General features: G+C 73.1%; 9 protein-coding genes. 2 read left to right on the top strand and 7 right to left on the bottom strand.

The window, feature by feature from the left end; genetic code table 11:
* The first annotated feature begins 41 nt into the window (after nucleotides 1–41).
* On the top strand, nucleotides 42–1,268 hold the full coding sequence (locus AB0L25_RS09595) for an FHA domain-containing protein (protein ID WP_500170333.1): 1,227 nt from the start codon (nucleotides 42–44) through the stop codon (nucleotides 1,266–1,268).
* 64 nt (nucleotides 1,269–1,332) lie between these two features.
* On the opposite strand, the gene typA is transcribed toward AB0L25_RS09595, so the two are convergent.
* Nucleotides 1,333–3,186 (bottom strand): translational GTPase TypA, encoded by a 1,854-nt coding sequence (typA, locus tag AB0L25_RS09590; protein WP_500170332.1) that lies wholly within the window; start codon nucleotides 3,184–3,186, stop codon nucleotides 1,333–1,335.
* Between the two features lie 240 nt (nucleotides 3,187–3,426).
* Here typA and AB0L25_RS09585 point away from each other — a divergent pair, with 240 nt between their 5' ends.
* Nucleotides 3,427–4,446: a C40 family peptidase gene (locus tag AB0L25_RS09585; RefSeq protein WP_500170330.1), complete on the top strand. Its 1,020-nt coding sequence runs from the start codon at nucleotides 3,427–3,429 to the stop codon at nucleotides 4,444–4,446.
* A gap of 9 nt (nucleotides 4,447–4,455) precedes the next feature.
* On the opposite strand, the gene AB0L25_RS09580 is transcribed toward AB0L25_RS09585, so the two are convergent.
* From AB0L25_RS09580 to AB0L25_RS09555, 6 genes are read right to left on the bottom strand one after another with little or no spacing between them, the layout of a single operon-like run.
* Complete coding sequence (locus AB0L25_RS09580; protein WP_500170597.1) at nucleotides 4,456–4,836, bottom strand: (deoxy)nucleoside triphosphate pyrophosphohydrolase; 381 nt, start codon at nucleotides 4,834–4,836, stop codon at nucleotides 4,456–4,458.
* A 28-nt stretch (nucleotides 4,837–4,864) separates the two neighbouring features.
* On the bottom strand, nucleotides 4,865–5,668 hold the full coding sequence (locus AB0L25_RS09575) for a Mut7-C RNAse domain-containing protein (protein ID WP_500170329.1): 804 nt from the start codon (nucleotides 5,666–5,668) through the stop codon (nucleotides 4,865–4,867).
* A gap of 60 nt (nucleotides 5,669–5,728) precedes the next feature.
* Complete coding sequence (locus tag AB0L25_RS09570; protein ID WP_500170327.1) at nucleotides 5,729–6,778, bottom strand: C40 family peptidase; 1,050 nt, start codon at nucleotides 6,776–6,778, stop codon at nucleotides 5,729–5,731.
* The gene (locus AB0L25_RS09565; protein ID WP_500170326.1) at nucleotides 6,775–7,410 is read right to left on the bottom strand and encodes a hypothetical protein; all 636 of its coding nucleotides are present in this window, start codon (nucleotides 7,408–7,410) and stop codon (nucleotides 6,775–6,777) included. Before AB0L25_RS09565 ends, AB0L25_RS09570 begins: the two co-directional genes overlap by 4 nt.
* The gene (locus AB0L25_RS09560) at nucleotides 7,410–9,875 is read right to left on the bottom strand and encodes a type IV secretion system protein (protein WP_500170324.1); all 2,466 of its coding nucleotides are present in this window, start codon (nucleotides 9,873–9,875) and stop codon (nucleotides 7,410–7,412) included. The genes AB0L25_RS09565 and AB0L25_RS09560 overlap by 1 nt, the downstream gene beginning before the upstream one ends.
* Nucleotides 9,872–12,358, bottom strand: a complete 2,487-nt coding sequence (locus AB0L25_RS09555; protein WP_500170323.1) for an ATP-binding protein — start codon at nucleotides 12,356–12,358, stop codon at nucleotides 9,872–9,874. The genes AB0L25_RS09560 and AB0L25_RS09555 overlap by 4 nt, the downstream gene beginning before the upstream one ends.
* Nucleotides 12,359–12,395 lie beyond the last annotated feature (37 nt).

Below are 12,395 nucleotides of genomic sequence, written 5' to 3'. Positions count from 1 at the left end.
CAGTCTGCGGTGAGCAGTCCCAGCCCGGGGATCTGGTCTGCATGAGCTGCGGCGCGAACCTGGCGCGTGCCGGGGGCGGGTCGCAGTACGGGGCGCCCCAGCACGGCGCTCCGCCGCAGGGGGGACCCCAGCACGGTGCGCCTCAGCACGGTGCGCCTCAGCACGGCGCCCCTCAGCACGGCGCTCCCCAGCACGGGGGGCCGCCGCACGGTGCCCCGCAGTACCAGGACCAGTACCAGCAGGACCAGTACCAGTACCAGCAGGCGCCCCCGCAGCAGGCGCCGCCGCAGCACCAGGCCCCCCAGGACCAGTGGGGGCCGCCGCAGCCGCAGGCGCCGCAGAACGACCAGTGGGGCGCACCGCAACCGCAGGCCCCGCAGCAGGACCAGTGGGGCCCGCCGCAACCGCAGGCTCCCCAGGACCAGTGGGGCGCGCCCCAGCCGCAGGCGCCGCAGAACGACCAGTTCGGTCCGCCCGGCCCGCAGGGCGGCGGCCCGGGCGGGATGCAGGCGCCGCCGCAGCACCAGGCGCCGCAGGACCAGTGGGGGGCGCCGCAGCCGCAGGCCCCGCAGCAGGACCAGTGGGGCGCGCCGCAGCCGCAGCAGCCGGGCCCGCCCGGCCAGGACCAGTTCGGTCCCCCGCAGGACCAGTTCGGGCCGCCCCAGGACCAGTTCGGCCCGCCGCAGGACCAGTGGGGCGCGCCGCAGCCGCAGGCGCCGCAGCAGGACCAGTTCGGTCCGCCGCCGCAGCCGGACCACCGGCCGCCGATGCCGCCGCCGCACGGCCGGGAGCAGACGCTCCTGCCGCCGGAGCAGCAGCACGGCGGCCCGCACGGGGGTCCGCCGCGCAGCGACAGCACGGCGATGATGTGCCCGTACTGCGAGGCGGTGCTGTCCAGCCCGGGCGCCGCGCAGTGCGACCAGTGCCTGCGGCCGCTGCCCGGCGGCGGGCAGCAGGGCACGCCCGTCCTGCGGGTGCTGTTCCCGACGGGCGAGCTGAAGGTGTCGGTGGGCCAGCACCTGGTGCTGGGCCGTGACGCCGGTCAGTCGCCGGTCGCGTCGACGTTCACGCAGTACGACAACGTGTCGCGGCGGCACTCGACCGTGTGGCTCGACCCGTCCGGGACGGCGTGGGTGCGCGACGAGGGCTCCACGAACGGGACGTTCGTCAACGGCGAGCGGCTCCCGCGCGGCGTCGAGGCGCCGCTGAAGAACGGCGACCAGCTCCGCCTGGCCGCCGACGTGACGGGCAACGTCCAGCTCAACTGACACGGACGACGGAAACGGCCCCCGGTTCGATCGAACCGGGGGCCGTTCCCTTTCCGCTCTCGGATCAGCCGGAGCGCTTGCTGCGGGCGCGGGCGCGCTCGCGCTCCTTGGCGTCCAGCACGACCTTGCGGATGCGGACGGCGGTCGGCGTGACCTCGACGCACTCGTCCTCGCGGCAGAACTCCAGCGCCTCCTCCAGGGACAGGACGCGCGGCGGCGTGAGCCGCTCCAGCTCGTCGCCCGTCGAGGAGCGCATGTTCGTGAGCTTCTTCTCCTTGGTGATGTTCACGTCCATGTCGTCGGCGCGGGAGTTCTCCCCGACGATCATGCCCTCGTACACCTCGGTGGTCGGCCCGACGAAGAACGTGCCGCGCTCCTGCAGGTTCGTGATCGCGAACGCGGTGGCGGCGCCGGAGCGGTCGGCGACCAGCGAGCCGGACGGACGGGTGCGCAGCTCCCCGAACCACGGCTCGTAGCCCTCGAAGACGTGGTGCGCCATGCCGGTGCCGCGCGTCTCGGTCATGAACTCGGTGCGGAACCCGATCAGGCCGCGCGCGGGGACCAGGAACTCCATCCGCACCCAGCCGGTGCCGTGGTTGGTCATCTGCTCCATGCGGCCCTTGCGGACGGCGAGGAGCTGCGTGACGGCGCCGAGGTGCTCCTCGGGGATGTCGACGGTGAGCCGCTCGACCGGCTCGTGCTTCTTCCCGTCGATCTGCTTGGCGACGACCTGCGGCTTGCCGACGGTCAGCTCGTAGCCCTCGCGGCGCATGTTCTCCACGAGGATGGCGAGGGCCAGCTCGCCGCGGCCCTGCACCTCCCAGGCGTCCGGGCGGTCGGTCGGCACCACCCTGATCGACACGTTGCCGACCAGCTCGCGGTCCAGCCGGTCCTTCACGAGGCGGGCGGTGACCTTCGTGCCCTTCTCGCGGCCCGCCATCGGGCCGGTGTTGGTGCCGATCGTCATGGAGATCGCCGGCTCGTCCACCGTGATCAGCGGCAGCGGGCGCGGGTCGTCGGGGTCGGCGATGGTGTCGCCGATCATGATCTCCGGGATGCCGGCGAGCGCGATGATGTCGCCCGGCCCGGCCTCGTCGGCGGGCTTGCGGGTCAGCGCCTCGGTCATCAGCAGCTCGGTGATCTTGACGCGCTCGACGGTGCCGTCGCGGCGGCACCACGCGACCTGCTGGCCCTTCTTGATCGTCCCGGCGTGGACCCGGCACAGCGCGATCCGGCCGAGGTAGCTGGACGCGTCCAGGTTCGTCACATGCGCCTGCAGCGGCGCGTCCGGGTCGTAGGACGGCGCCGGGATCGTCTCGGTGATCACCGAGAACAGCGGCTCGAGGTCCTCGCTGTCGGGCAGCTCGCCGTCGCCGGGCTTGGTCAGCGAGGCGCGGCCGGCCCGCCCCGACGCGTACACGATCGGGAAGTCGATCTGCTCCTCGTCGGCGTCGAGGTCCATGAACAGCTCGTACGTCTCGTCGACGACCTCGTCGATGCGGGCGTCCGGCCGGTCGGTCTTGTTGACGACCAGGATCACCGGCAGCCGCGCCGCCAGCGCCTTGCGGAGCACGAAGCGGGTCTGCGGGAGCGGCCCCTCGCTGGCGTCCACCAGCAGGACGACGCCGTCCACCATGGACAGGCCGCGCTCGACCTCGCCGCCGAAGTCGGCGTGGCCGGGCGTGTCGATGATGTTGATGGTCATCCCGCCGTGCCGGACGGCGGTGTTCTTCGCGAGAATGGTGATGCCCTTCTCGCGTTCGAGGTCGTTGGAGTCCATGACGCGGTCGTCGACGTCCTGGTTCTCGCGGAAGGCACCGGACTGCCAGAGCATGGCGTCGACCAGCGTCGTCTTGCCGTGGTCGACGTGGGCGACGATCGCGACGTTCCGGAGGTCGTCGCGCGTGGAGATGGGCATGCGGTCTCGCCTTGCGTGAGAGTTCGGGAGTCGCCGCAGACGCGCGGCGACCCCATTCTACTTGCCGCTGTCCGGTTCCTGCCGTCCTCGCGGCGACCTCCGTGCCCCGCGTACCGGGCCGGGCCGCGTGATCCGCACCACCTTTCCCTTAAACCTCGATTGGCCATCTTTGCCCAATGTTTGTACTCTCCCGATGATCCGGCCGTCGAGAACCGGCCGTCGACGAGAGGAGACCCCGGCTTGACACCGGACCATCTCCGGCGCAGGCGCGCCCCCCGGCACGGGGTGGCGTCCGCCGCCGCGGCGACGATGTTGCTGATCACCCTCGGTTCGACCGCGCCCGCGGCGCACGCCGACCCGTCCCCGCAGCCGTCCGGCTCCCCGAGCCCTCTCCCGACGACGGTGGACGGGCTGAAGAAGGAACTCGACAAGCTGCAGGAAGAGGCGGAGATCCTCACCGAGCAGTACAACAAGACCCGCGTCGAGCTGAAGGCGGCGAAGAAGGCCGAGCAGGACGCCGCGCGGAAGGCCGCGACGCTGCGGGCGCAGGCCGAACCGGCCCGGCAGCGGCTCGGCGAGATCGCCGCCGCCAACTACAAGGGCGGCCGCCCCGACGTCCTGTTCATGATCGACGGGAGCGCGGACGGGCTCGCCGCGTCCGCCTACCTGGCGAAGCGGCAGGTGGACACCGTCGCGGCCCTGGAGAAGCAGGTCGCGCAGGCCGAGGCCGCCGAGAAGGCCGCGCACGACAAGACCGTCGAGGTCGAGAAGGCCGCCAAGACGTCCGAGGAGGCCCGCGGACGCGCCAAGGCCAAGGTCGACGAGGTCCTCAAGCGGCTCGAGAAGCTCACCACCACCAACGCCTACAGCCCCCGCACCGGCCTCAAGGCCGCCGTGAAGGGCACCGGGCTGCCCGCCGAGATGGCCCGCAAGGCCGTCTCCAAGCTCGGCGCCCCCTACGTGTGGGCCGCCGCCGGGCCGAGCAGCTTCGACTGCTCCGGACTCGTCGTCTGGGCGTACGCGCAGGTCGGGAAGCCGGGCCTGCCGCACTACACCGGGTCGCTGTACGGGCTCGGGACCAAGGTGTCGCGGAGCGAGCTGCGCTCCGGCGACCTCGTGTACTTCGGCAGCAACCTGCACCACATGGGGATCTACCTCAGCGACGGCAAGTACCTGCACGCGCCGCAGACCGGAGATGTGGTGAAGATCTCCCGCCTGTCGGAGCGTTCCGACTACGCGGGCGCCAACCGGATCGGCTGACCCCGCCCGTCAGCCGAGGCCCTCCCGGGCGAACACGTCGATGATCGGCCGGTCGCCCGGGAGCCACTCCACCTCGTACAGCTCGTCCGGCCCGAGCCAGCGCAGCGCGAGATGCTCCAGCGCGCGCGGCTCCCCCTCGACGATCCGCGCCGTCCACACCCGCAGCACGGCGCGGTCGCTCAGCCGCCAGTCGCCGCCGACCCGCCGGTCCGGCCGGATCTTGATCGCCAGCTCCTCGTGGCACTCCCGGACGAGCGCGTCGGTGTCGGACTCGCCGGGGTCGACCTTGCCGCCGGGCAGCTCCCAGCCGCCCGCCATGTGGGCCGGCTCGGCCCGCTGGGCGGCCAGCAGCCGCCCGTCCGCGATGATCGCCGCACCCACCACGATCAGGTCGATGGGAACCAGCTCCTTCCTCGTTTCACTCTGAGACGGCCGCTTCGGCCCGGTCGGTTCCGCCCGCCGCGCCGTCCGGTGCGGCCGCGCCGCCGCGGACGTCCGCGACCAGCCGCGTCGCGTCCCGGACGATCTCCTCCAGGTGGTCGCCGTGGGCGCCGCGCCAGTACACCTGCCCGCACCGCTCGCACCGCCCGTAGACGTCGTAGCTGCGGCGCGTGCCCGCCTCCAGGTCACGCTCGATCTCGGTCTTGTCGACCGGGACGAGCCCGCCGTTGCAGGCGGTGCAGCGCGTCCACGGCCGCAGCACGGGCGCGAACCGCTTGAGCACGTCGCGGAGCTGGTCGTCCGGCCGGGACCCGCGAACGTACGCGCCGAACCACAGCGCGCGGCGGCGCAGCAGCCCCCGGTCCTGCGTCAGCAGGACGCGCCCCTCCTCGTTGGCCTGCACGACGAGCGCGGGGTCGTCCATGTCGTTGTGGTAGGCGGTGTCGAGGCCCAGCAGCCGCATCCGACGCGCCAGCGTGCCGAGGTGCACGTCCAGCAGGAACCGCGGCGCGACCTGGCCGGGCTCCAGCGGGACGGGCTGCGGGCGCGGGACGGCGCCGACCAGCACCTCGTCGCCGTCCCGGGGGCGGAACGCGGCGTCGACCGGGTCCCCGCCGACGGTCATGGGCCCGACCTCGGGCAGCGGCACGCCGAGCGACTCCACCAGGTGCCCCAGCGTCGACGTCCCGTCGTACGGGACGCGCCGGACCGGCTCGCGCCGGGCGGCGGGCAGGAACATCAGCAGATCGTCGGCGACTCGGATCGTTATCTCGGCGTCCACGCGGTCAGCATGCCACGCGGCACCCCCATTTCCGTCCGGAATATCCGCCCGGCCGGCGTCCTACTCCTGCGCGGCCGCCTGGAGCTGCCGCTGCAGTTCCGGCTTCGCCAGCGGGCGCGTCGAGCCGATCCAGTCCGAGCGCTCGTACGACTGGACGGCGATCGCGGGCACGCACGTCGAGCACCGCGCGACGATCATCTTGCCCTCCGAGATCACCATCCCCACGTGCCCCGGGTTGTTCGAGGACGTCCCCGGACCCGAGTTGAAGAAGACCAGGTCGCCCGGCTGCTCGTCGCCCTTCTGGATCTTCTTGCCGAACGGCCACTGCTGGAACGTCGTCCGCGGGATCGACAGGCCCACCTGGCGGTAGGCCGCCTGGATCAGGCTGGAGCAGTCCCAGGCGTCCGGCCCGTTCGCGCCGAACACGTACGGCTTGCCGCGCTGCGCCATCGCGAACTCGATGATCTCCTTGACGACGCCGTCGACCCCGGCGGGCAGCTCGTTGTCCTCGCAGTTCACGCCGTTGCTCTGCACGACCTCGAAGTTCCCGTCGGCGTACTTCCCGGCCCAGTCGAGGACGAGGTCCACGTAGTCCCACGAGTGGTTGTAGGCGAAGATCGCGTCCCGCATCCGCTCCGGCGCGCCGCTGGCCTTCAGGTACGCGGCGGCCGACGGGATCGCGTCCACCGGGTCGTACCGGTCCTTCTTCCCGTCGTCGTTGCCGTCGACCCCGTACGACTCGAACGTCGCGGCGAGGAACTGCATCGGGCCGCCCGCGCCCGCGTAGTTCTCCCCGCTGCTGACGCCCGGCAGCGTCGACCGTCCGTGGTCGGTCTCGACCTTCCCGACGCCCGCCAGGACGTTCCACGGGATCCCGTACTCCTTGCCGGCCCGCTGGTACAGCTCGAGGAACGCGCCCGGGATCGCCTCCGCGTCGCCCGCCGCGGCGGGCTGCGCCCCGGCGCCCGACGTGTCCGTGCACCGGGACCCCGCGCCGCCGCCGAACATGAACTGGCTCGCGCCGAACAGCACCGGGACGAAGATCAGCGCGACGAACAGCAGGCCCGCCGCGCCGAGCGCGCCCGCGAACAGCAGCCGCCGCGCCGTCATCCGGTGTCACCCTCCTGCCCGGCGTCCGCCGGTTCGAACGCGTAGACCCGCAGCGATCCGCCGTCCCGCACCACCGTCACCGCCCACCGCTTGTTCTCGCTGGTCTCCTTGCCCCCCGCGGTGACCGTCTGGGTGCCGGTCACCAGAAAGATGATCGAGTTGTCGCCGATGTCGCGGACCTGGTCGAGCGTCGCCGTCCCGGTCGCGACCGTCCGGTCCTGCTGCCGCTTGGCGACGAGACCCGCCGACGCGTGCGCCCGCGCCAGTTCACCGCGCAGCTGATCGGTGGCGAGCCGCGACAGCCGCTCGTCGTACCGCCGCGGCTCCTCGTCGAACCGGTACGTCGCGTACGCGGCCACGAACTGCTGCGCCACCTCGGCGGCCGTCGCGAACTCCGCCCGGGAGAACGGCAGCAGCCGGTAGAGGTCGAAGTCCTCCGGGTTCACCGCCGTCCGGATCCCCGGCGGCGGCGACGCGGGCCCGGACGGCGCGGTCGCCGCGGCCGTCGGGGCGTCGTCCGGCTCGCCGGTCACCCGCTCGGGCCCGGCGACCGTCAGGTACACGCCGACCGCGGCGAGCACCGCCACCAGCCCCGCGAAGACGATCTTGCGTTGCCGATCGTCGAGGTTCATCACTCGTCCCGGCCCGGCTCACCGGACGGGCCGTCGGCCGGACGCAGCCAGAACGGCAGCGGCGGCTCGTCGCCGGGCGAGCGCCGGCCCCAGAGCGGCGGCGGCGCCTGGCGCCCGCCCCCGCCCCCGCCGGACGCCGGGGCGGCGCCGCCGCCGCCCGCGCCGGTGCGCGGCCGGGGCACGTTCGACGCCGGATCGCCGCCGGACCGTCCCGGCCCGGAGCGGCCCGACCCGCCACCGGCCCCGCCGGAGGCGCGGGACGGCGCGGAACCGCCGCCCGTGCCCCCGCCGCCGCGCTGCGGGGCACCGCCCGACCGTCCGCCACCGGCGAACCAGCCGCCACCACCGCCGCCGCCGGACCCGCCGCCGGATCCACCGCCGTTGCCGGAGCCGTTGCCGCCGCCCGTCCACGAGGTCGGACGCGGCGTGCCGCGCCCGGCCCCGCCTCCGCCACCGTCCGAGCCGCCGCCGTCCGAGCGTCCGCGCGTCCCGGAGACACCGCCGCCGCGCGCCACGATCAGGCCGCCCGCACCGCCTCCCGATCCGCCGCCGCCCGTGTCGGTCCCGCCCGCCGCGGGCGCGTCGCGTCCCGCGCGGGACGGCAGGTTCAGCGGCGGCGCGCCGCGCCGCGACCGTCCCTGCGCGGTCCCGGCGCCGCGCGGCTTCGCCGCCAGCACCGGCGCCTCCTCCGGCGACGCGCCCTCGCCCGCGCCCGGGCCCGTGCCGCCCGCGCGGCGATCGGTCAGCGTGCCGGTGGCGGCCTGCCCGTCGGCGCCCTGCGCCGCCGCGCCGCTCTCCGCGGCGGGGTCGCCCTTGCCGCGGCGGCCGCCCAGCCCCCGGTACCCGGCGGCGCCCGGCACCACCGCGCCCGCGACCGCCGTCGTGCTCTTGCGGGCCTCCGCGACCGACTTGTCCAGGTGCGCCTCGCTCTTGTCCCGCGAGCCCACCGCCGAATAGCCGACAGCCGAGAACAGATGCTGGAACGGTTTGCGGTACACGAACGCCGCGCCCGTCACCAGCGCGATGAGCAGCACCTGAAGGCCCCACGGCAGCGTCTCGCCGAGGATCAGCCCGTACGCCCACAGCAGCAGCGACAGCACCCCGATCAGGGCCGCCTGCTTCAGCAGCATCGACAGCAGCAACTCGAGCCAGCGGACCGCGATCACCCGCCCGATGCCCGGATGGATCCCGATCCCGAGGAAGATCGGCCCCGCCACCAGCAGCAGGAGGAACGCGATCTTCACCACGATCAGCGCGATCGCGATGACCAGGATCAGCAGCCCCGCGACGAGCGCCGCGAACAGCGCCCCGAACGCCACCGCCAGCCGGTTCTGCCAGTTCTTCCCCTGGAACAGCGAATAGGTCTCGGGGTGCTCTTCCTTGATGTTGGAGGCGACTTCCTTGTAGGCGTCGGCCTTCGCCTCCATGTCGACGTCCTCGGAGCCGTACGTCTCCGGCATGTCGACGGCCTGCGACCACAGCAGCTTGTCGGCGTTGTCCTTGACGATCTGGGCGTCCGGGTCCGTCGTGCCGAACTCGCCCTGCAGCCACGGCTTGCAGACGAGCGCCACCCACAGCTTGTTCGCGTTGCGCGTGGTCGCGTCCAGGTCGGCCGATTCCGCCGGATCCGGTTGCCCCTCCGGACGCGGGATGCACTCCCCGCCCCTCGTATCGCTCTGCGGCAACGCCGCGTTGAACGCCGCGCTGGTCGCCTCCGACACCTTCGTCCCGAGCGTGGTGAAGTCCGCGGGCCGCGCGACCAGCCAGATCAGCGCCACCATCGCCGCGACCATCCACACGACGCCCTCGGTCACCTTGCTGGCGCGCCGCCGGACCAGGCCCCACCACGCCAGCCACATCGCGCCGAGGATGACGACCCACGACCAGTAGCGGGCGTTGAACGTCTCGCCGATGCCGCTGATGACGCCGTCCACGGTGTCCTTCAGCCAGCTCAGCAGCGACTCGGACGCCGCCGACTGGTACACGCTGATCGTCGTCCGGTCGATCGCCCGGACCAGCGTGAACGTCGTGTTGGCGAGGGCGTTGCCCATCATCGCCATCGCGTCCGAGCAGCCCATGTCGACCGCGTACCAGGTCTGGCCCGCGGTGCCGTACCGGTCGTAGTAGGTCAGGTCCTCGCCGGACGTCTTCCGGAGCTGCTCGCTGGGGTAGCCGGGCGGCTTGATGAGCCCGTCCGCGCCCGTCCCGTACTGCTCGGGCGCGGGGTTGTCGGCGGGCGCACACACATCATTGACGCCCGATCCCGGCGGCGCGGGAATCGCCGAGGCCGTGGGCGTCATGGGGCTGAGCATCAGCAGCGCCATGATCGTCAGCAGCACCGCGGACCGGCGCGTGCGCGGACGGCGGCGCGTGCGGCGTCGCCGGCGGCCGTCCAGGACGGACGGGTCGAGCCCCGCCTCCGGTGAACGCTGCAGGCGGGACGTCCGGTGGCGGGGCGTGTTCATCGACCGACCTCCTCGGTCTCGGCCCCCGCGACGGTGAGTTCGGACGACCGCGGCCTGGACCGGGTCGGGTTGGTGTCCAGCCAACGCTGCAGTTCCTCGGAGATCAGGTCGACGCCGATGCGTCCCGCACGGCCGTCGAGGTCACGGAAGATGCATTCGCCGTTGCCGAGGTTGCGGAGCACGGCCTTGTGCTCGTCGGACGCCTCCACCCCGAGAAGCGCCATGACGTTGCCGACCTCCACCCGCTCGGTGGAGCGGAAGGAGAACACCGAGGACAGGCAGTTCGTCACCTGCTCGTTCAGCAGGTCCCCCGCGTTCTGGGAGACCAGGATCAGGGCGGTGTTGCGGGACCGGCCCATCCGCGACACCTCGGGGATCAGCTTGGCCCCCTCGGGCGTCGAGGTGACGGCCCACGCCTCGTCCAGGAAGATCGCCTTCGGCAGCCGCCGGTCCAGGCCGTGCATGAGCCGCCGCGCGAACTGCGACACCAGGTACATCAGCGCGACCGACAGCCGCTGCTCGTAGGAGTAGTCCTCCCGCGCGATGGTGACGTCCGGCAGCGTGAGGCCGCCGAGGGTGAACACCGTCGTCCAGCCCTCGGTGTCGATGCGCTCGCCGCCGGACGGGTCGAAGCACAGCCGCGCCAGCCGCATCTCCGACATCGACCGCAGCACCGCGCCGAGGTTCTTCGAGGCGGGGTCGTCCGACGCCTCCAGGTGGTCCACGACCCGGCCGAGGGACGGCCGCTCCCCGTTCGCGACCGCGCCGACCGCCTGGATCATCGCGGACTCGCGCTCCTCCGACATGCGCGGCAGCAGCAGCCGGAGCGTCTCGGTCGCCATCGTCTTCTTCGCCGCGAGGTCGTCCCCGAACGAGAACGGGTCGAGCAGGCCCGGCGCCGCCGACCCCAGCGGCAGGATCCGCGCCCGGCGGCCCCGCGCCTTCAGCAGCTCGACGAGCGTCTCCGCGTCGCCCTTCGGGTCGATCGCCGCGATCGTCACCCCGCGCAGCGCCATCTGGTAGATCAGCAGCAGCGCCAGCGTCGTCTTGCCGCCGCCGGGCTCACCGGTGATCGCGACGGCCGTCGGACGGTTCCGGGCCGCCGCGACCAGCGGGTCGAAGTGCACGATCGACCGCGCCCGTCCCAGCGTCTCCCCGACGTACGGGCCGATCCAGCCCTCCTGCGCGTCGTCCGGACGGTCGCCGAGGTCGACGGTCGCGACGGGCATGCCGCCCGCGATCGTCCGGAGGGGCTGCCGCTGCGCGTACGCGTTCAGCCGGATCCGGTCGCCGGGCAGCGACTCCAGGAACAGGGAGAACTGGTCGCCGGTCGAGTTGACGACGTCGATGCCGATGTCGCGGTAGTGCTCCACCACCGCGTCGACCCGCTGCGCCAGCAGATCCTCCGTGGGCGCCGACACGATCAGCCGGTGCCACCCGTACACGAACGGCAGCCGCTCCTTGGTGATGCCGTGCTCCAGCATCCGCGCCGCGTCGATCTGCTCCGCCAGCGCGATCGGCGCCTCCGCGCCCGCCTCCCGGATGTGCTGGTCCATGTCCCGGGCGTGGGCGAGCTTGCGCGAGACGTCCTTGGACGCCTTCGCCGGCGGGATCAGCTTCATCCGCGCGCTGATCTCGACGGGGAACGGCAGCGCGTCCGCGTAGTGGAACCACGGTTCGCCGTCCGGGAAGGGCATCAGGTCGGGGAACCGCGCGAACGACAGGTACGCGACGTACGACGCGGCCGTCGCGCCGCCGCCCGCGCCGTGGTTCGGCTGCTCCACCCGCAGGTAGGAGCGGCCGTTGTGGATCGCGCCCTCCACCAGCGACTCGATCTCGCCCTTGCCCCACGTGCGCCGCGGCACCGCCGACGGCGGCGGGTCGGCGAGCGACCCCGTCACCGCGTGCTGGAACAGCCACGCCACCTCGGTCGAGGTGGCGTGCCGGGCGTAGAGGGCCGAACCGCCCAACGCCCGTCCGATCCGTTCGGCCTGCTCCGTCCAGCGCGCGATCTCCTTCTTGTCGACCGCGTCGTCGTGCACGCCGAGGACGTTCTCGCTGCGCTTGTAGAACCCGAGGAGCTGCGACAGGACTCCCCCGGACAGGTTCGCGCCCATCCCCCGCTGCCCCAGCCGCACCCCGAGGTAGACCTCCTTGGTCCAGAAGTCCTTGGCCCACACGTGGGCGTAGGTCTCCTCCAGGTACTCGCGCCACCCGGGGCCGCCGTCGGACGTCCGGTCCAGTGCGAGCGCCCACTCCGCGGCGGGGTACGTCCGGTGCGCGATCCGCAGGTGGATCTCCGCGTCCTGCATCCGGATGCCCGCGAGCGCGATCGTGATGTTGGTGGCGAGCGCCTCGCGCTCCTCCCCGGTGGTGAACTCGTACGACACCGTCGGCAACCGGAAGTACGCCCAGGCCGCGTTGTCGGTGAGCAGCACCCGGTCGTCGAAGTACCGCACGGCCAGCCGGCTGGACTTGCTCATGCCGCCCTCCCGACCTCGGTCCCACCGACTGATTCTC

Origin of the sequence: Spirillospora sp. NPDC052242, from assembly GCF_040679555.1 — a bacterium.
GTDB lineage: Bacteria > Actinomycetota > Actinomycetes > Streptosporangiales > Streptosporangiaceae > Spirillospora.
The sequence above is the reverse complement of the archived record's forward strand: the minus strand, read 5'-3'. Positions and strand labels throughout refer to the sequence as shown.